Annotated in this window: 12 protein-coding genes; 4 read left to right on the top strand and 8 right to left on the bottom strand. The window is 66.8% G+C overall.

From position 1 onward, the window contains the following. Together HMPREF3014_RS32710 and HMPREF3014_RS32705 are read left to right on the top strand one after the other, a co-directional pair. A partial coding sequence (locus tag HMPREF3014_RS32710; protein WP_141765732.1) for a non-ribosomal peptide synthetase occupies positions 1 to 4289 on the top strand: 4289 nt, incomplete at its 5' end. Positions 4290 to 4337: 48 nt separating this feature from the next. Continuing rightward, positions 4338 to 5303, top strand: coding sequence for an alpha/beta hydrolase (locus HMPREF3014_RS32705; protein ID WP_003122673.1), 966 nt, complete (start codon positions 4338 to 4340; stop codon positions 5301 to 5303). A gap of 100 nt (positions 5304 to 5403) precedes the next feature. Here the strand turns inward: HMPREF3014_RS32705 and HMPREF3014_RS32700 are convergent, their stop codons facing one another. Further along, complete coding sequence (locus tag HMPREF3014_RS32700) at positions 5404 to 7830, bottom strand: TonB-dependent siderophore receptor (protein WP_003144001.1); 2427 nt, start codon at positions 7828 to 7830, stop codon at positions 5404 to 5406. A 170-nt stretch (positions 7831 to 8000) separates the two neighbouring features. Next, positions 8001 to 9653 carry a cyclic peptide export ABC transporter gene (locus tag HMPREF3014_RS32695; RefSeq protein ID WP_003116932.1) on the bottom strand — a complete coding sequence of 551 codons (1653 nt, stop codon included), beginning with the start codon at positions 9651 to 9653 and terminating at the stop codon, positions 8001 to 8003. Between the two features lie 290 nt (positions 9654 to 9943). On the opposite strand from HMPREF3014_RS32695, the gene HMPREF3014_RS32690 reads away from it, so the two are divergent. Then, positions 9944 to 10771, top strand: coding sequence for a formyl transferase (locus HMPREF3014_RS32690; protein ID WP_025921231.1), 828 nt, complete (start codon positions 9944 to 9946; stop codon positions 10769 to 10771). A 67-nt stretch (positions 10772 to 10838) separates the two neighbouring features. On the opposite strand, the gene HMPREF3014_RS32685 is transcribed toward HMPREF3014_RS32690, so the two are convergent. From HMPREF3014_RS32685 to pvdM, 3 genes are read right to left on the bottom strand one after another with little or no spacing between them, the layout of a single operon-like run. Further along, the gene (locus HMPREF3014_RS32685; RefSeq protein WP_003110606.1) at positions 10839 to 11693 is read right to left on the bottom strand and encodes a dihydropyoverdine dehydrogenase; all 855 of its coding nucleotides are present in this window, start codon (positions 11691 to 11693) and stop codon (positions 10839 to 10841) included. A gap of 28 nt (positions 11694 to 11721) precedes the next feature. Continuing rightward, positions 11722 to 13005, bottom strand: coding sequence for a pyoverdine-tailoring periplasmic protein PvdN (pvdN, locus tag HMPREF3014_RS32680; protein WP_003122677.1), 1284 nt, complete (start codon positions 13003 to 13005; stop codon positions 11722 to 11724). 22 nt (positions 13006 to 13027) lie between these two features. Beyond that, positions 13028 to 14374: a pyoverdine-tailoring dipeptidase-like protein PvdM gene (gene pvdM, locus HMPREF3014_RS32675; RefSeq protein WP_023087488.1), complete on the bottom strand. Its 1347-nt coding sequence runs from the start codon at positions 14372 to 14374 to the stop codon at positions 13028 to 13030. A 213-nt stretch (positions 14375 to 14587) separates the two neighbouring features. Between pvdM and pvdP the strand changes: the two genes are divergently transcribed. Further along, positions 14588 to 16234, top strand: a complete 1647-nt coding sequence (pvdP, locus tag HMPREF3014_RS32670; RefSeq protein WP_003163333.1) for a pyoverdine maturation tyrosinase PvdP — start codon at positions 14588 to 14590, stop codon at positions 16232 to 16234. A gap of 48 nt (positions 16235 to 16282) precedes the next feature. Here pvdP and ompQ read toward each other — a convergent pair whose 3' ends face one another. The 3 genes from ompQ to pvdR are packed head-to-tail and all read right to left on the bottom strand — an operon-like array spanning position 16283 to position 20879. Further along, positions 16283 to 17707: a pyoverdine export/recycling transporter outer membrane subunit OmpQ gene (gene ompQ, locus HMPREF3014_RS32665; RefSeq protein WP_003120134.1), complete on the bottom strand. Its 1425-nt coding sequence runs from the start codon at positions 17705 to 17707 to the stop codon at positions 16283 to 16285. Positions 17708 to 17712: 5 nt separating this feature from the next. Next, positions 17713 to 19704, bottom strand: a complete 1992-nt coding sequence (gene pvdT / locus HMPREF3014_RS32660; protein ID WP_023087489.1) for a pyoverdine export/recycling transporter ATP-binding/permease subunit PvdT — start codon at positions 19702 to 19704, stop codon at positions 17713 to 17715. Then, complete coding sequence (pvdR, locus tag HMPREF3014_RS32655; protein WP_003089547.1) at positions 19704 to 20879, bottom strand: pyoverdine export/recycling transporter periplasmic adaptor subunit PvdR; 1176 nt, start codon at positions 20877 to 20879, stop codon at positions 19704 to 19706. The genes pvdT and pvdR overlap by 1 nt, the downstream gene beginning before the upstream one ends. Positions 20880 to 20899: the final 20 nt, after the last annotated feature.

Below are 20899 nucleotides of genomic sequence, written 5' to 3'. Positions count from 1 at the left end.
TGAGTCCGAACGGCAAGCTGGATCGCAAGGCGTTGCCGAAGATCGAGGCGGAAGACGGACTCGGCGAATACGTGGCACCGGCCAGCGAACCGGAGCGGCAACTGGCGGCGATCTGGGCGGATGTCCTGGGACGCGAGCGGGTTGGCGTGACCGACAACTTCTTCGCCCTCGGCGGCGACTCGATCGTCTCGATCCAGGTGGTCAGTCGAGCGCGCCAGGCCGGATTGCAACTGAGCCCGCGCGACCTGTTCCAGCTGCAGAACATTCGCAAGCTGGCCGAGCGCTGCAGCGCGGCGGCGCCCGTCGCAGAGCCGGCGAGCGTGCCCGACAGCGCCGTCCTGCACAATCTGCTGCCGCAGCAAGTGCAGGCGCTGCCGTTGCCCCACGAACGGCTGGAACACCTCTACAGCCTCTCGCCGATGCAGCAGGGCATGCTGTTCCTCGGGCTGAACAGCCCGGACGCCGAGTTGTACATCAACCAATTGAGCATCGCGGTCGACGGACTCGATCCGCAGCGCCTGCAACGCGCCTGGTCGGCGGTGGCGCAGCGTCATGAAGTGTTGCGCAGCGGCTTCCTCTGGCTGGACCAGGAAGAGCCCCTGCAATTTGTCCTGGCCGATCCCGGGCTGCCGTTCGAGGTCCTCGACTGGCGTGGGCGGGCGATAAGCGACGAAGCGCTGGAACAGGTCGCGCAACAGGAGCGGCGCAAGGGCTTCGACCTGGGCCAGCCGCCGCTGCAACGGATACGCCTGCTGCGCCTGGGCGAGGATCGCTACCAGTTGATCTGGACCTACCACCACATTCTCATCGATGGCTGGAGCACTTCGCAGCTGTTCGGCGAGATACTCGAACTCTATTCCGGCGGCAGCCTGCCGCCCGCCGTCCCTTACCGGCACTACATCGCCTGGCTGCGGGCGCGCGATGGCAAGGCCAGCGAGGCCTTCTGGCGCCGCCAACTGGCACGCATGGACGAGCCGACCTATCTGGCCGACGCCTTCAACGCTGCCCGCGAAGGATATGGGCACCAGGCGTTGTACACGCGCCTGGACAGCGATGCCACCGAGCACCTGAAACGTTTCGCCCAATCCCAGCGAGTGACGCTCAATACCCTGGTACAGGGCGCCTGGCTGCTCCTGCTGAGTCGCTACAGCGGCCAGCGCTGCGTGTCCTTCGGCGCCACCGTTGCCGGTCGGCCGGCCAGCCTGGAGGCGTCGGAACGGATCCTCGGGCTGTTCATCAATACCTTGCCGGTGGTCTGCGAAGTGGCGCCGGAACAGTGCGTCGGCGATTGGCTGAGAGCCTTGCAGGACTACAACCTGGAGATGCGCGAGCAGGAGTACACCCCGCTCAGCGACATCCAGCGCTGGGCCGGGCGCAGCGGTCAATCGCTGTTCGACAGCATCATCGTGTTCGAGAACCATCCGGTTGACCGGACGCTGCGTGACTGGCGCGACGATTCGCTGCGCTTCGGCGAGATGCGCAGCGCAGGCCTGACCAACTTCCCCATGGACCTGATGGTGACCAGCGACGATTCCGGCCTGGCGATCGAATACATGTTCCTGCGCGAGCACTTCGCCGTGGCTTCGGTCGAGCGCCTGCGCACGGATATGGAAGGGCTGCTCGCAGCCTTGAGCGGCGACGCCGAGTGCCGCCTGGGCAACATCGGCTTGCCGAGTGCCCGGGTGCCGTTGGCGGATGGCGCGTGTCCGGATCGGTATCCGCTGGTACACCAGCGCATCGGCGAGTGGAGCCGGCGCACGCCGGACGCCACCGCGCTGGTGTTCGACGAGCGCAGCCACTCGTTCGCCGAGCTGGACGCGCGGGCCAACCGCCTGGCGCATGCGCTGGTCGAGCGCGGCGTGGCGGCCGATGTGCGGGTCGGTGTGGCGCTGCCGCGCGGCACCGAACTGGTCGTTGCGCTGCTCGCCGTGCTCAAGGCCGGTGGCGCCTATGTGCCGCTGGACCTGGCGTATCCGCGTGAGCGACTGGCTTACCTGATGCAGGACTCCGGCATCGCCCTGCTGCTGAGCGAAAGCCAGGCGCTGGTGCAATTGCCGGTGCCCGCCGGCGTGCCCGCCCTGGCCCTGGACCGCCTGGATCTGCTGGAGCATCCGGCGCAGGCGCCGCAGGTCGAGGTCCATCCCGCCAACCTCGCCTACGTCATCTATACCTCCGGCTCCACCGGCCTGCCCAAGGGCGTCGCGGTGAGCCATGGTCCTCTGGCGATGCACATCGACGCGGTCGGCGAGCGCTACGAGATGACCCCGGCCGATCGCGAGCTGCACTTCATGTCGTTCGCTTTCGACGGCGCCCATGAGCGCTGGCTGACCGCCCTGGGCCACGGCGGCAGCCTGCTGCTGCGCGACGATGCGCTGTGGACGCCGGAGCAGACCTACGCGGCGATGCAACGCCACGGCGTGACGGTTGCCGCGTTCCCGCCGGTCTATCTGCAACAGCTGGCCGAGCATGCCGAGCGTGACGGCAACCCGCCGCCGGTACGTATCTACTGCTTCGGCGGCGACGCGGTGCCGGTGGCCGGTTTCGAACTGGCCAAGCGCGCGCTGAAACCGCGCTACATCATCAACGGCTATGGCCCGACGGAAACCGTGGTCACGCCGCTGATCTGGAAGGCTGCCATGGACACCGAATGCGGCGCTGCCTATGCGCCCATCGGCAGCTTCGTCGGCGAGCGCTGCGGCTATGTCCTGGACGCTGACCTGAACCCGTTGCCGGCGGGCGTGGCCGGGGAGCTGTACCTCGGTGGCGTCGGCCTGGCGCGAGGCTATTTGCAGCGGCCGGGGTTGAGCGCCGAGCGCTTCGTCGCCAACCCGTTCAGCCGTGCCGGCGAGCGTCTCTATCGCACCGGCGACCTGGTTCGTCAGCGCGAGGATGGCACCTTCGACTACCTCGGGCGCATCGACAACCAGGTCAAGGTGCGGGGCTTCCGCATCGAACTGGGCGAGATCGAGGCGCGCCTGCAGGATGCCGGCGAGGTCCGCGAAGCGGTGGTGGTTGCCCGCGACGCGGCGAGTGGCAAGCAACTGCTCGGCTATGTGGTCGCGGAAGATGGCGCGGACGCCTCGGGCCTGCTCGAGCGCTTGCGCGAGCGCCTCAAGCGCGATCTGCCGGAGTACATGGTGCCGGCGCACCTGGCCCTGCTGCCGGCGATGCCGCTGACGCCGAACGGCAAGATCGACCGCAAGGCGCTGCCGGACATCGACGTCACCGCCAGCGAGGCCTACGTGGCGCCGCGCAATGAGCTGGAGCTGGCCCTGGCTGGTATCTGGCAGGAAGTGCTCGGTATCGCAAGGATCGGTGTGCACGACAACTTCTTCGAACTGGGTGGCGACTCTATCCTCAGCATGCAGGTGGTGGCCAAGGCCCGTGCCCTGAAGAAGCTGGGCTTCAGCCTGAAGCTGCGCGACCTGATCCAGAAGCCGAGCATCGCCGCCTTGTCCGGGTACGACGACAGCGCTGCGCCGCCGTCGCCGATCCTGGCGCTGAACGCGGCGGTGGACGGATGCCCGCCGCTGTTCTGCGTGCATGCCGGCTTCGGCACGGTGTTCGACTATGAACCGCTGGCCCGGCGCCTGAATGGCCGCCGTAGCGTACTGGCGATCCAGGCCCGCTCGCTGCTGGATCCGAACTGGCGGGACGTTTCCCTGCAACGGATGGCCGAGGATTACGTCGCGCTGATCCGCCAGCGCCAGGCCGAGGGTCCCTATCACCTGCTCGGCTGGTCGCTGGGAGGGACCCTGGGCATGCTGATGGCCGCCGAGCTCGAGCGGCAGGGACAGCAGGTGGCCTTCCTCGGTCTGCTGGACAGCTATGTGCCGGGAACCGAGGCGCCCGCCGCCGATGACTGGCGCGAGGATCTGCTGGACTTCCTCAGCGTCAGCGCCGGCCTGGAAACCCGTCCGCCACTGGCCGCCGGGTTGGAGCAGCGCGACAACGTCAGCGCCGCCATCGCCGAGTGCCTTGGCGTCGGCCAGACCGGGAAGGGAGGGCTGGGCTGCGACGAACTGGCCCAGGTATTCCTGGTCGCCCGGCAGCTCAAGCAACTCTCCGGGCAACTGGATAGTTGCTCGCCGATCCAGGTCCGGCCGCTGTGCTGGTGGACGCGCGGGCGTGGTGAAGAGGTGCGGGCGCTGTCGCGGCAATTGGGTGGTCAGCCTCTGGCCGGTCGGGTCGCCGCGTGCGGGCATTTCCAGATACCCCATGCGCAGGAGGTGCTCGACTCCCTGGTGGAGGCGCTTGAAGAAATCCACGGCAGCCTCGTCTATTCATGACGAAGCTTTGGCCGGCCCCGCCGGGGCCGGCCCGTTGGAGACTATGAAATGGCCTTGAACCCCGATATCGCGGCATACCTGGAACTGGTCGGCAACGGCCGCAGCAGTGGCAAGAGCCTGCCCATGCACCAGTTGACGGTGCAACAGGCACGCGAGCAGTTCGACCAGTCGTCGGCGTTGATGGACCCAGGCCTCGACGAGCCGCTGCCGCGCGTCGAGACGCTGTTCGTCCCGGCGCGGGACGGTACGCCGTTGCCGGCGCGCCTCTACAGTCCCCAGGGGCTGTCCGCGTCGCCGCCGTTGCCGGGCGTGCTCTACCTGCATGGCGGCGGCTACGTCGTCGGCAGCCTGGACTCCCACGACGCGCTGTGCGCCAGCCTGGCCGAGCGCGCCGGTTGCGTGGTGCTTTCTCTGGCCTACCGGTTGGCCCCGGAGTGGCGTTTTCCGACCGCCGCCGAGGACGCCGAGGATGCCTGGTGCTGGTTGGCTGCCGAAGCCGCGCGGCTAGGCATCGATCCGCAACGCCTGGCGGTTGCCGGCGACAGCGTCGGCGGCAGTCTGTGCGCGGTGTTGTCGCATCGCTTGGCGCTGCGGGGAGACGCCTCGCAACCGCGTCTGCAGGTACTGATCTACCCGGTCACCGATGCCAGCCGCACGCGCCAATCGATCGAGCGTTACGCCGTTGGCCACCTGTTGGAGAAGGACAGCCTGGAGTGGTTCTACCAGCACTACCAGCGTAGCCCCGAGGACCGTCAGGACCCGCGTTTCTCGCCGCTGCTCGGCGTGGTGCCGGCTGACCTGGCGCCGACGTTGCTGCTGGTCGCGGAGTGCGACCCGTTGCATGACGAGGGCATCGCCTATGCCGAGCACCTGCGCCAGGGCGGCGCCCGGGTGGAGTTGTGCGTCTATCCGGGGATGACCCATGACTTCCTGCGCATGGGTGCGATCGTCGACGAGGCGGACGAAGCCAAGGACATGATCGCCGACGCGCTGGTGGCGGCCCTGGCACCCTGAGACTTCGGCATTCGCCATGAAAAAAACCCGCCAGGTTCTCCTGGCGGGTTTTTTTCATGAAGGCTGGGGCGAGGGGAGGCCAGCGGCCTCCCGGGACGCCTTACCAGTTGTAGGTCAGGTCGGTGGTGATGGTACGGCCCTGGCCGTAGTAGCAGTCGAGATCAGAGGAGCAACGGCTGACATACTTCTTGTCCTCGAGGTTCTCCAGGTTGACCTGCACCTTCAGGCCTTTCACCTGCAGCGGGGATTTCTCGAAGTCGTAGGACAGCTTGCCGTCGTACAGCGTGTAGGACGGGATGGTGAAGTGGCCGTCGGCGGTTTCGGTGCCGTCGCTGCCGCGGGTGTAGCGCGCGCCGATCCCCGCGCCGAGGCCGGCGAACGCGGTATCCGCGCCGAGGGTGTAGTCCAGCCAGACCGCGGCGGTCATCGGCGGCGTGCCGGCCGGATGGCGGCCTTTGCGCCCGTCGTTGTCCTTGGTGTATTTGATGTCGTTGCGCGAGAACGAGGCGATGACATCGAGATTGTTGGTCAGGCTGGCCTTGCCTTCCAGCTCGAAGCCCTTGGAGCGCATGGCGCCGGACTGCTTGCTGAAGTTGGGGTTCAGCAGATCGGTGGTGAGCACGTTCTTCTTGTCGATCTGGTAGACCGACATTTGGATGAAACTGTTCTGCCCCGGCGGCTGGTACTTGATTCCGGCCTCGTACTGCTTGCCGGTGGTCGGCTTGAAGGCCTTGTTGCCTTCGTCCATGTTCAACCCGCCGACCGGCTGGAACGACTCGGAGTAGCTGACATAGGGCACGATGCCGTTGCTGAACTCGTAGCCGAAGCCGGCGCGGCCGCTGAACTTCTCGTCCTTCGCGTCGACCTTGCCGCCGGTTTCCTTGGTGTCGGTCTTGGCCCAGTCATAGCGTCCGCCGAAGGTCAGGAACCACTGGTTCCATTTCATCTGGTCCTGCAAGTAGATTCCGGTTTGGTCGGTGGTGCGGTTCCAGCGATAGGGATTGGTGAAGGTGAACTTGCTGCCGTACACCGGCTTGTACAGATCGATGATCGTGGTGGGTTCCTGGTTCGAGTAGAGACCGAAGAACTTGGATTTGAAGTGGTAGTAGTCAATACCGATCAGCGCGGTGTGATCGATCGCGCCGGTCTTGAATTTGGCCTGGGCCATGTTGTCCATGCCGAAGGCCTTGTTGGTCTGCGACCAGTCCACGCCATAGCGCGTGGCATAGCGTCGGTCATCGGCACCGGTGTTCGGGTTGGGTACGAATCTGTAACCGTGCAGTGGCGCCACGTATTGGTCGTCGAGATAGGCGTAGCGGGTGTTCTGCTTGAAGGTCCAGACATCGTTGAGTTCGTGGCTGAACTCATAGCCGAACACGAACTGGTCGCGGTCGTAGGAGTTCAGCCCCGGCTCGCCGATGAAGGTGCTGCGCTTGATCCGCCCGTTGGGCGTACTGAACACCGTGCCGTAGGCCGGCAGGCCTTGGGCCTCGGGCACGTCGTTGTCCTTCTGGTACTGGCCGTAGAAGGTCAGGCTGGTCTGCTCGTTGGGGTTCCAGGTAAAGCTCGGCGCCAGCATGAAGCGTTTCTGCTCGGCATAGTCGATCTCCGAGTTGATGTCCCGGCCCACACCGGTCAGCCGGTACAGGTAGGTGCCCTGTTCATCGAGCGCGCCGCCGACGTCGAAGGCGCCGTAGCGGCGGTCCTGGCTGCCGCCGCCGAGCACCACTTCGCGGATCGGGGTGGCGGTGGGACGCTTGGACACCATGTTGACGATGCCGCCCGGTTCGTTCTGGCCGTAGAGCACCGATGCCGGCCCCTTCAGCACCTCGATGCGTTCCAGGGTATAGGGGTCGATCTGCAGGGCACCGCCGGTACTGCCGCCGCCGTAGGGCATGTGCAGGCCGTCGAGGTACATCGGCGCCGGGCTGAAGCCGCGCGAGGTCGGCTCGTCGAAGATCTTCACCCGGTCGGCGAAGCCGCCGCCGGTGATCCCCGGAGTGTAGCGCAGGGCCTCGGTGACGGTCTGCGAACCGCGCGCCTTGATCTCATCCTGGGTGACCACGTTGATGGTCTGGGGGATTTCCTTGAGCGGGGTGTCGGTCTTGGTGCCGGTACCGCTGCGCTTGGCCACGTAGCCGTTGACGTGGCCCCAGGCCGACTCCTGGCTGGTGACGGTAATGTCGCCGAGGTCCACCGAGTCCGCCGAGCGCTGGGCGCTGATGGTAACGCTGGAGCCTTGCAGGCTGTAGCTGGCGCCGGTACCGCGGAGAAGTTCGGCGAGAGCCGCCTCGACGCTCAGTTGGCCGCGGACCGGGTTGCTGCGCAGGCCTTGCACTTCATCGGCGCTGTAAAGCACCTGCAACTGGCTCTGCTGGCCGAACTGGCGCAGGGCGCTGGGCAGGGACTGGGCGCCGATGTCGAACTGGATCTTCTGCGCTTCGGCCTGGCTGGCGATCGGCGCCAACAGGGCCATGGCCAGGGCGGCGGTGCTCAGGCGCGGATGCAGCGTCAGGGTGTTGCGCATCACTAGAGCCTTGGTGAAACGGGGGAGTGTGCGGAGTGCTGGCATGCTCTCTAGTACTCTTATGGATGTCATGATTGGGAATAATTGTTATTTGGTTTCCCATTGAGACGTTTGGTCGGCGCGAAACCGGAAAACAAAAATCGTTTTTCCGTGTTCGCAGGCAGAGCACTTCAGGCCGGTTGCAGCTCCTCGACCACTCGACCGCCGGCCAGACGCAGCAGTTGGTCGGCGCTGTCGAAGTAGCGGTCGTCATGGGAGATCACGATGATGGTCTTGCCCATTCGCTTCAGCTCGGGAAGCAGCTCGGTATAGAAGATCCGGCGGAAGGTGGGATCCTGGTCGGCGGCCCATTCGTCGAAGACCAGCACCGGGCGCTTCTCGATCCAGGCATTGACCAGCGCCAGGCGCTTGCGCTGGCCGGTGGAGAGGTCGGTGGTGGTGAAGCTGCCGTCGCTGACGCTGACCTTGTGGGCGATTTCCAGGCGCTTCAGGTAGCGCCCGGCTTCTTCCGGCAACTGTTGCTCGCCGTCGACGAGGTCGTCGAACAGGTAGTAGTCGGCGAACACGGTGGTGAACAGCTGACGATAGTCGTCGCGCGCCTGTGCCGTCACTTCCTCTCCGTTGAGCAGCAGCGAGCCCTCGTGGGGCGTGTACAGCCCGAGCAACAGCTTGATCAGGGTGGTCTTGCCGCAGCCGTTCTCGCCGACGATGAAGAGGATCTCTCCCGGGCGGATCGTCAGGTTGACCGGGCCGAAGCGGAAGGGCGTCGAGCCCGGCACGCCCGGATAGCTGTAGCCGACATCGCGCAACTCGATGCTGCGCACCTCTTGAGCCGGTCTGGAGGCGTCGTTCTCGAGCAGCAGGTAGGGTTCGGGATTGGAGAACTGCTCGTTGAGTTCGGCGATCCGGCGCAGGGCGATACGGTTGCGACTGATCAGCGGCAACAGGCTGAGTACGCTTTCCAGCGGCCCCTTCATGAACAGCAGGGTCATGACGAAGCCGCTGAGCACGCTGCGGTCGGAGGTCGGCCACCAGGTCTGGACCGCCAGGGCGGTGCCGATGACCACGAAGAACAGCAGCGAACCGAAGGTGCTGGCAGTGAGGAATATATTCACCGAACGCACCTGCAGGCGGCAGATGCGCTCCACGGTCTCGTCCAGCAGACGCCCGTGCAGGCGCTGCCGGCGCGGGCGGTTGATGCGCAGCTCCTTGGCTCCCTCGGCCATGCCGCGGTAGTGCTTCTGCAGCAGGTCTTCCTCTTCGCGCGCCGCTTCGAAACCGGCCATTCCATAGCCGCGGGCGATGTACTGGGCGATGGTGCCGAGCACCACGGCGCTGGCGGCGACCAGGAACATCGGCAGCGACAGGGTGGCCAGGTAGCCCAGGCAGCCAAGGGTCACGGTCAGGGAGATCACCAGTTGCGGCAGGCCGAAGGCAAGATCGCTGACCGTATCGATGTCGTGGGTGAGCACCGGGATCAGGCGGTGCGTGCGATAGCGTTCGAGTTGTTCGATCGGGGCGGACAACACCCGGCCACCGAGGGTCTTGCGCAGCCGGGCGATGACCTTCTGGCCGACGTAGTTGGTACCGATGTTGGACAGGATCGAACTGAGCAGGGCCAGCGCGCAGATCGCGCTGAAAGCCAGCATCATGCCGCTGGTCATGCCGCCCTCGGCGTTCAGTACGCGGTTGATCGAGGTGAGCAGCGCGGTGATGGCCAGGCCGCCGACGATACCCAGTCCGATCGACAGGCTGAGCGCTGGCCAGAAGGGTTTGAGAATGCTCAGGAGTTCGCGAGTGGCGCTACGGGGTGTTGCGGACATGGGGTTTCCTCGGCGCGGCCGACTGGACGCAAGGGCAGAGAGGCGAATGGCGGAGTGGCGCACGCTCGCGCCTGCCCTGAAGACGAGGCCGGGGAGGGGAAATTTAGCCTGTGGCGCTGCTTCGCCGAGGCGTCCGGCAAAAGCGCAGGGGACGATAAATTCGGCGGCCGGCCGTTCGTTGCGTTTAAGTGAGAGCGACGCTCGAGCGGGTTCCCCGGGAAGCCCTTGTCGAGTCCAACACTGTGCCGGAGCACGCGCTCAAGTCCGACCCATTCCCTGAGAAAGACGAGATGACGAAAAGGAAATTAGCCTATATCTGGTCCCTGAGAAACGCCGCCGCCGACAAGGCCGGACAACAGGTGGCCTACAAGGGCGAGCTGCGCTACATGAAGTCCCCGCTGGAGTTTCTCGCCGAATCGCTGAACCGGACGGCGCTGGGGGACGCCTACGAATTGGTCGGGGTGATCTACGACGACGACCCGGAGCTGCCCCGCGACCAGCAGAAGATCGAGGACTACGGATTCGCCTACCGGCCTGGACAGCAGTGGTTCTACCCGGCGGAACTGGAGGTGCAGGGGCGGCGCATGAACGATCTGCTGCTGAACGTGCCTTCCACCTACCGTCGCCACCCGCGCGGGAGCGCGGAGCATGTGGCCGGCAAGCGCGACTTCGAACGACGCCTGTACGAGACGCTGGTCGAGCTGCGCGCCGAGGTCGTCGTCCTCGACGGCCTGCTGGTCATCCTCGATGAGCTGGTGCGGCCCGGGGCGCCATTCGCCCGACGGATCATGAATATCCATCCCGGGGTCACGCGCGCCGACTCGCCCTACCAACGGCGCGGCGCCTGGGCGACCCTGGATGCATTGCATGGTGCGCGGGGTGAGAAGATCGTCGACTGGGCGACGATGGAAAGCGTACCGGTCGAACCCTTGTACCTGACCGGCGCCTCGTTCCACTACGTGGACAACGGCATCGATTCCGGCGAGGTCTTCCACGACGTGCTGAAAACGAAGATATCTCCCGACGACACCATCCTCGAGCTGCGTTGGAACAACTTCAACGACAGTCTGTTCCCGGCCTTGCACGAAGGCCTGGCTCTGCTGGCCGAGAAGGACTGAAAACGCCTGGTCGCGGATGCGCAAAGGCCGGAGCGACCCGCGTCGCTCCGGCCTTTCTTCGTCCGCCTCAGAGTTCGCGGGCCACGCGGAAACCTATCCAGTCGCCACGGGCGTCGGGGTAGGCATTGTTGCGGTTGCCCGAGCGCGAGAAGATCGGCGGCTCGCCCCAGTCGTTGCCGCGGATCTGCACCAGCTCGCACTTGTCCTCCATCCACGCGCTGCCGTCGCTCGGCGCGCCGTTGTAGTGGTCGTGCCAGCAGTCGGCGACCCACTCGTAGACGTTGCCGTGCATGTCGTAGACGCCGAAGGCGTTGGGCGGGAAGCTGCCCACCGGCGAGGTGAAGTTGTAGCCATCGCTGGCGCCGTAGGTGTTGGCGTGCTTGGCGATGCTGTATTCCTTGCCTTCGTCGAACGGGAAGGGGAAGGGACCGGCGCTGCCGGCGCGGGCGCCGTATTCGCGCTCGGCCTCGCTGAGCATGCGGTAGTGCTTGCCGGTCTTCTTCGACAGCCAGGCGGCGTAGTTCTTCACGTCGTTGTAGTCGACGCACACCGCCGGCTGGCGAGGGCCTTGCTGGTAGCGCGGCTTGCCGGCGATGCATTCGCGGCCGGGGCGGGTATCGCCGTCGGCCAGCTTGACGCCGGTGGCTTTCAGGTAGGCGTCCAGTTCGCCGGCGGTGACCTGGTAGCGGCTGATGGCGAACGGCTTGGCGAAGGTCACGTCGTGCAGCGGGCCCTCGTCGGGCTGGCGGCCGACCTCGTCGTCCGGGGTGCCCATGGTGAAGCTGCCGGCGGGCAGTACGACCATCTCCGGGCAGTCCTTGCAATCCTTGAACACCGTGCCGGGTTTCTTCGCTTCGTCGGCGAAGGCGGGGGCGGTGGCGACGATCAGTGCGGCCAGGGCCAGGGGCGATAATGCGTGCATGGCGGTTCTCGTTGAGTGGCGAAAGGGGTCAGGCGAGTTGCGGGGCGAGGATTTCCAGCACCCGGTCGATCTCCGCCTCGTCGTTCAGCAGGCTCGGCGCCAGGCGCACCACCGGGCCGACATCGCGATCCACGGCGTCGCTGATTACCCGGTGCGCCATCAGGTGTTTGGCGACCGCCTCGCAATCGCGGCCTTCGACGCGGAAGAAGGTGAAGCCCGAAGACAGCTCGGGGCTGGTCGGCGTGACCAGGCGGACCTTGGGATGCTCGCCCAGGCGCTGCTTGAGGTAGGCGTTGAGCTGGTGGATACGCGCCTGGACCTCGGCCTTGCCCAACTGCAGGTGCAGCTCGAAGGCCGTGCCCAGGGCCAGGCGATGTTCGAAGGCGTGGTAGCCGCCAGGGGTCATCAGGGTGCCGAAGTTGTCGGCGCGGGAGAAGGTCGGGATGCTCGGCACCAGGTGCTCCTGGAGCTGTTCCGAGCGGGCGATGATGACCCCGGTGCCACGCGGGCCGAACAGCCACTTGTGGGTGCCGGCGATGAAGTAGTCGCAGTCGAAGTCGGCGAAGCTGACGTCTTCCACGCCGAAACCATGCACGCCGTCGACCACGTAGATGATCCGGTCCTGTTCGTCGCGCTTCTGGTTGAGTTCGCGCACCAGCTTGCCGATCTCGCGGATCGGCAGCTTCACGCCGCTGCCCGACTGCACCCAGGTCATGCCCAGCACCCGGGTCTGCGGGCGGATCTGAGCGGCGATGCTGGACAGGATCTCGTCGGCGGAAACCCGGTGCGGGTCCTTGAACAGCGGGAACTCGCGGACCTGGGTACCCATGCGCTTGTGCCGGTATTCCAGGGTGGTGTAGGTGGAGTAGTGCTCGTGGGAGGAGGTCAGGATCTCCTTGCCCGGCTGCACCAGCAGGCCGCCGTAGATCGCCGCCAGGCCGTCGGTGGTGCTGCCGGTGAGCGCCACCTGGCCAGGTTGCACGGCGAAGTAGCGACCTGCCCAGGCGCGAGCCTCGTCCTCGTATTTCCAGATTTCCTCGCGATGCCAGTCCACCGCTTCGCCCGGGTTGCGGTCGAAGCGGACCCGCAGGCGCTCGATGGCCTCCCGCACCGGCCGAGGGTGGGAGGTGAGGAGGAAGTTGGCGAAGTGCAGATACTGCGGGTCGAGATCGAATTGCTGGCGCAGCGCTTTCCACTTATTGCCGGCGTCGCTCGGTGCGCCTTCGGCGCGGAGCGACTGGGCAGCGGAAAGCAGCGGCAGGCCGGCGGCGAGAATGCCGGCCTGCTTGAGAAAGGTACGACGGTCGTTCATCGGGAGGTCCGTTGCGGCGTGGTCAGGGGGTGGCTGTCGGCTTGGCGCGTTTTTGCACTTCGCCCCAGGCGCGCAGGAAGTTGCCTCCCCAGAGCTTGGCGATGTCGGCATCGGAATAACCGCGGGTGATCAGTTCGGCAGTGACGTTGCGGATTTCGCTGACATCCTTCCAGCCGTCCACGCCGCCACCGTCGTTGAAGTCCGAGCTGATGCCCACGTGGTCGATGCCGACCTTCTTCACCGTGTAGTCGATGGCGTCCACCAGTTCCTTGAGGCCGGCCTTGGGCTCCTCCTCCAGGATGCCGTAGAGGGCGCTGGCGTATTCACCGAAGCGTTGTTCCGGCCAGATGGTGATGATCGGATCGCCCGGCATCAGCGCATAGTCCAGGCCTTCCAGGGGCGGCAGGTCGAAGCGCGCGCGCAGGGCGTTGAGCTTGTCCAGGGTCGGTTTGCTCAGCGGACGCAGGTAGGCGGGGAAGCCGACCACCTGGATCACGCCTCCGCTGTCCTTGATCAGTTGCATCTCGTGGTCGCTGAGGTTGCGCTTGATGTCCACCAGGGCACGCGGCGCGGAGTGCGAGGCGACGATGGGCGCGCGGCTGAGGGCGGCAACCTGTTCCAGGGCCTTGGTCGACATCTGCGAGACGTCGATGATCACACCGAGATCGTTGAGCCGTTCGACCGCCTGCTTGCCTAGCGGGGAGAGGCCGCCTAGGGCGTCGGGCGAGTCATTGAAGAAGGGCAGCGGGCGCGAGGAGTCGGCCCAGTCGTTGTTGCCGACGTAGCTGAAGCCGAACATGCGCACGCCGCGGGCGGCCCATTTGTCCAGTTGGGACAGGTCGTCGCCCAGCGGGTAGGCGTTGAGCATGCTCATGACGATGGCGAACTTGCCTTCCATGGCCAGGCGGCGGTAGTCCTCGGGGGAGTAGGCGATGCCGACCTGGTTGGGAAAGTCGCGGACCATGCCGGTGAGAATCTTGTAACGAATTTCCTGCTGGTGGCGGGCTTCGTCGACGAAACCGGGGGTCGGCTTGTGCGGCGCGTTCGGGCCGTTCCACATCTCCGGCCAGCCGAAGATCGCCAGGGCAGCGCCGGACAGGCGCCCGCGGCCGGCCTTGACCAGATCCAACTGGCCCGGTCCGTCCTTGTCCACCTCGTTGCCGGTGGTGCCGAAGTCCAGCGGCACAGTGATCCGACTGTCGAAGGAGAGGATGCGCTCGTGCAACTCCTCTGCGTGTTGCATGACCTTGCGCGGGTAGCCGGCGCTGCCCAGCCACTGGGTCCAGGCCAGCCAGCCGCCGGCGGCCAGCAGGACGATGAGCAGTGGCAGGCCGAGGTAAAGCGCCGTTCTTTTGCGAGTTCTAGTCATTGCCGTCCCAGTCAGGTTCGAAATCGGTGGACGCCGGTCGTTCCGCATTGCAGAGCGGGGCACCTGTCAGGGTGGGACGAGGGCAGGGACGGAAAATTTAGCGGGCCGACGAATTCGCCGGGTGCCGCCAGCGACGCCGGCTCCGGTAAATTTGCCGATTGACGGAACGTTCTAGCTGGATAAAGCGAGCTTCATGGCTGAACAGGTAGGACGATGACGGTTTCTCGACGCGGATTCATGGCGGGTTTGGCGCTCACCGGAGCGGCTGCCCTGCCGGTGGCTTACTACACACATCGTCATCTGGCCCGCCTGCGCGAAGACGAGGAGCACCCGGCCACGCCCGGCGAAGCGACGCTGGACCTGGCCGCCACCGAGGCCATGCGCCTGGGCGACCGCCTGCGCGGTATCTGGGACCTGCGCCTGCTCGGCGCCGACGCCGGCCTGCCGGGGTTACCGCTGGAGGGGTTGGAGCTGGTGCTCGACGTGGCGCCCAGGGGGCTGGGCCTGATCGGATACCTGGATACTCCGGAGCGCCTGAGAGGGCCGCAGGAACCGCGCTTCCGCCTGCTTGGCGACCTGGTCGGTGCGCGCTCCGCGCGCATCCGCTGGCGCCTGGTGGACGGCAACACCGCCTCGATGACCCCGAGCTACGATTGCTCGGCGGTCTTCGACGAGGTCTGGGACAATCTGGCCAATGCCGGCGACGGCACCCTCAGCGGTCGCATCGAGCGCCTCGTGCGCTCGCCACTGCAAGCGCAGGAGGATTTCCGCTTCGTGGCGGTCAAGCGCCCGTTTCCGCTGGCTCGCGAGCGCATCGGCCTCAACGAACGCTTGCTCGCCTGGCTGATCTCGCCGCAGCATCGCCTCTTCCACCAGCTCTGGCATGCCTCGCGGGACAAGTGGCATCGACTTTCCGAGAAGCAGCGCAACGCCCTGCGCGGCGTCGGCTGGCAGCCCGGCCCACTGGACCGCGAGCGTGACGCCCGTGGTCGTCACAAGGACCGCAATGCTTCCGGTATCGACTTCTTCTTCATGCACCGGCACATGCTGCATACCGCGCGCTCGATGCAGGACCTGCCGTCCTGGCGGCGCCTGCCGCTGCCGGGCGTACCGCTGGCCCACGACCGGGTCGGCTTCCTGCGCTACTTCGACAACCCTGACGGCTGTTCCGTCCCGCCGGCCTGGGTCGCGGTGGACGACGACGAATACACCGAGTGGCTGCGTGGGCTGAAAAGCGCCGAGGGCTATCACGCCAATTTCCTGGTCTGGGAGTCGCAATACCAGGACCCGGAATACCTGGCGAAACTGACGCTCGGTCAGTTCGGCTCGGAGATGGAGCTGGGCATGCACGACTGGCTGCATATGCGCTGGGCTTCGGTGACTCGCGATCCTTCCAACGGCGCGCCGGTGATGAGCGACCGGGTACCATCGGATTTTTCCCCGCGCTGGTTCCGCCCGGAGAACGACTTCCTCGGCGACCCGTTTTCCTCCCATGTGAATCCGGTGTTCTGGTCGTTCCACGGCTGGATCGACGACCGCATCGAGGACTGGTATCGCGCCCACGAGCGTTTCCATCCTGGCGAAGTGCAGCGCCGCGAAGTGGAGGGCATCCAATGGTTCGCGCCTGGTCGATGGGTCGAGGTCGGCGATCCCTGGCTGGGCCCGGCGACCCATGGATGCGGGCTTTCGGATGTCCAGGCGAGCAGCAACTCGGTGGAGCTGGACGTGGAAACCATGAAGCTGGCTTTGCGCATCATCTTCAGCGAAGAAGACCAGTTGAGCGGCTGGCTCAAGCGTGCGCCGCGGCGGCCCTGGTACGCGCGCAACCTGAAGCTGGCGCGCGACCAGCTCAGGCGCTGAACGGCGAAAGAGCGAGTAAGGATGGAGGAGGCCCGCGCAACGCGGGCCTCAGTCTTTCCGCGCGAGACCCTGGCGGTCGCTCTGCCAGCCGCCGCCGAGGGCCTTGTACAGGCCGACCGAGGCCTGCAGGCGGGCCAGTCGCAGTTGCACGGCGGCATCCTGCGCCGCGTACAGCGTGCGTTGCGTTTCGAGGACCGTCAGCAGGGTTTCCGCGCCGGCCTGGTAGCGGCTGTCGGAGAGATCGAAGGCGCGCTGCGCCTGCTCCAGCTCCTGCTGCTGCCAGTGCAGCTGGCGGTCGAGGCCGTCGATGCTGTTCAGCGAGCGTTCGGTGTCGGCAAAGGCGGTGAGGATCGCCTTGCGGTAGGTTTCCAGCAGTTCTTCCTGGCGCGCCAGGCTGCGGTCGCGCTCGGCGCGCAGGCGGCCGTGGTTGAAGATCGGGGCGAGCAGGTTGGCGCCCAGGTTGTAATAGGGGTTGCGGAAAGTGTCGGCGGCGCGGTTGGCGCCGGACGACAGCGAGGCGCTCAGGGTCAGCTTGGGGAACAGCGCCGCGCGCGCCACCTGCACGTCGGCCTGGGCCGCGGCCAGTTGCGCTTCGGCGTTGGCGATATCGGGACGGCGGCTGAGCAGTTCGCTCGGCAGGCCCGCTCCGGTCTCCGGCCAGCGCAGGCTGTCGAAAGGCCGCTCGGCCACCTGTAGCGCCTGCACCGGCTCGCCGATCAGGGTGGCCAGGGTAATCAGCGCCTCATGGGCCTGCTGCTCGAGCAGCGGCAGCTGCTTGCGCTGGCTGGCGACCAGGCTGCTCTGCTGGGCGACCTCCAGGGCGGTGGCCGAGCCCGCGGCATGGCGGGTCTCCACCAGGCGCAGGACGTGCTCGGCGTTGTCCAGGTTGAGCCTGGCGATGCGCTGCTGTTCGCGCAGCGCCAATACCTGCAGGTAGCTGTTGGCGACGCCGGAGAGCAGGGTCAGCTCTACCGTTGCGCGGTCGTACTCGCTGGCCTTGAGGCTTTCCAGGGCACTGCGGTAGGCAGCCCGGCGACCGCCCCAGAAGTCCACTTCGTAGCTGGCGCTGAGGCCGGCGGAGAAGGAGTCGACGGCATCGTTGTCGGAGGTCGCGTCGGTACCGCTGTAGCCCGAGTCGCGCAGGAGTTTCTGCCGGCTGGCGCCGAGCGTCGCATTCAGCTCCGGCAGCAACGGCGCGCCGGCGATCACCGCCGAGGCCTGGGCCTGGCGTACGCGGGCCACCGCCGCGCCGAGGTCCTGGCTGTTCAGCAGGGCGCGTTGCAGCAGGCTGTCCAGTTCCGGCGCGCCGAAGGCCTTCCACCACTGGCGGATGTCGCTGGCATCGCTGCGCCCGGCCGCCAGGTAGCGCCACTGGCTGGGCGCGGCCAGGCCGCTGTCGAGGGGCGCCGGCGTGCTGCCGCAGGCGCCGAGCAGCAGGCAGGCGGAAATCAGGGAGAGATTCTTCATGGACATATCCGTCATTGGCTGGCCAGGGCGGCCACCGGGTCCAGCTGGGCGGCCTTGCGCGCCGGCATGAAGCCGAACACCAGGCCGGTGACCAGCGCGCAACTGAAGGCGCCGACGATGGCCGACAGGGAAAAGGCCACCGCGACCTGGCCGAGCAGCAGCACGCCGCCGATGCACAGGGCCAGGGCGATCCCGGCCAGGCCGCCGACCACCGAGAGCATCGCCGCCTCGGTGAGGAACTGGCGGAGGATATCGCCCTGGCGGGCGCCAGTGGCCATGCGAATGCCGATCTCGCGGGTGCGTTCGCGCACGGTCATGAGCATGATGTTCATCACGCCGATCCCGCCTACCAGCAGGGAGATCGCGGCGATCGAGCCGAGCATCAGCGACAGGGTGTTCTGGGTCTTCGCCTCGGCCTGGATCATCGCCGCGTTGTTGGTCAGCTCGTAGTCGCGCTGGCCGCGGTGCAGGCGCAGCATCAACTGGTCGATGGCGCGTTCGGCCTGGTGCACGCGCTGGGCGTCGGCGGCGGCGATGATCACGTACTCGGGGTTGCGCGTGCCGAACAGGCGGATGCTGGCAGCGGAGTAGGGGATGGCGATGCGGTTGTCGGCATCCTTGTCGCCGGAGCTGGAGCCTTTCTCGGCGAGCACGCCGATGACCTGGAACGGCACGTTCTCGATGAGGATGTAGCGGCCGATCGGGTTGGCGCTGCCGAACAGCTTCTTGCGCACCTTGTAGCCGATCACCGCGACCGTGGTGGCGGCGTCTTCGTCGCGCTCGGTGAAGTAGCTGCCCTCGGCCACCGGCCAGTTGAGGATTTCCGGGAAGTCGGTGTTGTTGCCGCCGACGTAGGCGTGGTAGTCGATGTTGCCGTAGCGCACCACCAGCTCGCCGCCGTTCACCGGCATGACCTTCTTCACCTGGGGCAGGGTGGCGATGGCGGCGACGTCGTCGCTGCTGACGATGCCCATCGGCGCGCGCGGGTTCGGCGAGTAGCCGCTGAGATAGATGATGTTCGAGCCGAACGCGCCCATCTGCGCCATCACCTGGCGCTTGCTGCCCTCGCCGACGGCGAGCATGACCACCACCGAGGCGACGCCGATGATGATCCCGAGCAGGGTCAGCGCGGTGCGGAACCGATTGATCCACATCACCCGCCAGGCGGCGCGCACCGCCTCCAGCAGTTCGGCGCGCCAGGCCCCCGAGGGTTCGCTGCTGCCCTCGGCGAGGCGCTGGCTGAGATCGTCGGCCTGCAGGTGGCGCTCGACGCCGGCGCTCGGGTGCGCCGGGCGCTCGTCGTTGGCGCTGTCGCTGACGATCTCGCCGTCACGCACCTCGATGATGCGCTTGGCGCGGGCGGCGACGTCGCGGTCGTGGGTGATCAGGATCACCACGTGGCCCTGGCTGGCCAGCTCGTCGAGCAGTGCCATGACTTCCGCGCCGCTGTGGCTGTCGAGGGCGCCGGTGGGTTCGTCGGCGAGGATGATATGGCCGCCGTTCATCAGCGCGCGGGCGATCGACACCCGCTGCTGCTGGCCGCCGGACAACTGGTGCGGACGGTTGGCGGTGCGCTCGGCCAGGCCCAGGCGTTCGAGCAGGGCCCGCGCTCGGGTGTGCCGCTCGCTCGCCGGGATGCCGGCGTAGATCGCCGGCATCTCGACGTTTTCCTGGGCCGAGGCGGAGGGGATCAGGTGATAGCCCTGGAACACGAAGCCGAATGCCTCGCGGCGCAGCCAGGCCTGCTCGTCGCTGTCCAGTTCGGCGACGTCGTGGCCGGCGAAGTGGTAGCTGCCGGAGCTGGGCCGGTCGAGGCAGCCGAGGATGTTCATCAGGGTCGACTTGCCGGAGCCGGAGGCGCCGACGATGGCGACGAACTCGCCGGCGTGGATCGACAGCGATACGCCCTTGAGTACCTCGACTTCCGGGGTGCCATTGCCGCCGTAGCGCTTGCGGATGTCGCGCAGTTCGATCAGGGGGACGGGGTGCGTGGCGTTTTCCATCAGCTGTCGCTGCCGTCGGGAGCGGCCATCAGCAGGCGGTCGCCTTCCTCCAGGCCGGCAAGCACCTGTACCCGCAGGCGGTCGCTGATGCCGGTCCTGATCTGGCGGCTCTGCGGCTTGCCGTTGCTGCCGACCACCCAGGCGACCTGGCCGCCCTTGCCGTCGTCGTGGATGGCGGCGACCGGCGCGGTGAGGATGTTTTCTGCGGTGGCGGCGACGAAGAACACCTGGGCGGTCATTTCCGCCATCAGTTGGTGGTCGCCGTTGTCCACGTCGACCAGCACGGTATACAGCACCACCCGGCCGCTGCCGCTCTGCCCGCCGCTGCCGCTGGTGGGGCTGCCGCCGCCCTGGTTGCTCTGGTCCAGCGGCTTGGGTGGCACCGGGAGGATCTGCCGGACCTTGCCGGTCCAGCGCCGGCCTTCGCCGCTGAGGGTCGTGAAGTAGGCCGGCATGCCGGGCTTGACCCGGCCGATGTCGGCTTCCGAAACCTGGGCCCAGACGGTCATCGGCGACAATTTGGCGATCCGCAGGATCAACGGGGTCTGCTGCTGGGCATTGAGGGTCTGGCCTTCGCGCGCATCGACCGCCACTACCGTGCCGGACATCGGCGCGTAGATGCGGGTATAGCCGAGTTCGGCTTCGTCGCTGCGCAACGAGGCCTGGGCCTGGCGGATCTGCGCCTGGTACATCTCGATCCGCGCCTGGGTGGCGAGCATCTGCGCCTGGGCGCTCTGCACGTCCTCGGTACGCGTCGCGCCGCCGGCGGCCAGCCGCTGCTGGCGCTGGTACTGCTGGCGGGCGAGGGTGTACTGGGCACGTTGCTCGGCCAGCTGGGCCTTGAGCATCTCGATCGAATAGCGGCCGGCATCGACCTTGGCCTGCTGGGTGGAGGGGTCGATCTCGACCAGCAACTGGCCTTCCGTCACATCGTCCCCGGCCTCGACGTGCAACTTGCGGATCTGCCCGGAGGCCTGGGCGCCGACGTCGACGTAGCGCCGCGGTTGCAGGGTGCCGAGCGCCGAGACGCTGCTCTCGATGCTGCCGCGGCTGACGCTCACGGTATCGAAGCTGTTGCTGCGGAACGGATAGGCCTGCCAGGCGGCCAGGGCGATCAGGGGGCTGAGGCAGACTGCGACGAGCAGTGCGCGACGAGTACTACGGGTTCGTCTCATTCGGGAATCCGGCCGGTGCG

The organism is Pseudomonas sp. HMSC065H01 (assembly GCF_001815235.1).
GTDB lineage: Bacteria > Pseudomonadota > Gammaproteobacteria > Pseudomonadales > Pseudomonadaceae > Pseudomonas > Pseudomonas aeruginosa.
This window is presented reverse-complemented; position numbering and strand designations above follow the sequence as displayed.

Coding starts and splice junctions, on each gene's coding strand:
- HMPREF3014_RS32685 (WP_003110606.1), bottom strand. CDS start 11,693: ATGCACGCATTATCGCCCCTGGCCCTGGCCGCACTGATCGTCGCCACC.
- pvdP (WP_003163333.1), top strand. CDS start 14,588: ATGACGGTTTCTCGACGCGGATTCATGGCGGGTTTGGCGCTCACCGGA.
- pvdM (WP_023087488.1), bottom strand. CDS start 14,374: ATGACTAGAACTCGCAAAAGAACGGCGCTTTACCTCGGCCTGCCACTG.
- HMPREF3014_RS32700 (WP_003144001.1), bottom strand. CDS start 7,830: ATGCGCAACACCCTGACGCTGCATCCGCGCCTGAGCACCGCCGCCCTG.
- HMPREF3014_RS32690 (WP_025921231.1), top strand. CDS start 9,944: ATGACGAAAAGGAAATTAGCCTATATCTGGTCCCTGAGAAACGCCGCC.
- HMPREF3014_RS32705 (WP_003122673.1), top strand. CDS start 4,338: ATGGCCTTGAACCCCGATATCGCGGCATACCTGGAACTGGTCGGCAAC.
- ompQ (WP_003120134.1), bottom strand. CDS start 17,707: ATGTCCATGAAGAATCTCTCCCTGATTTCCGCCTGCCTGCTGCTCGGC.
- pvdN (WP_003122677.1), bottom strand. CDS start 13,005: ATGAACGACCGTCGTACCTTTCTCAAGCAGGCCGGCATTCTCGCCGCC.
- pvdR (WP_003089547.1), bottom strand. CDS start 20,879: ATGAGACGAACCCGTAGTACTCGTCGCGCACTGCTCGTCGCAGTCTGC.
- pvdT (WP_023087489.1), bottom strand. CDS start 19,704: ATGGAAAACGCCACGCACCCCGTCCCCCTGATCGAACTGCGCGACATC.
- HMPREF3014_RS32695 (WP_003116932.1), bottom strand. CDS start 9,653: ATGTCCGCAACACCCCGTAGCGCCACTCGCGAACTCCTGAGCATTCTC.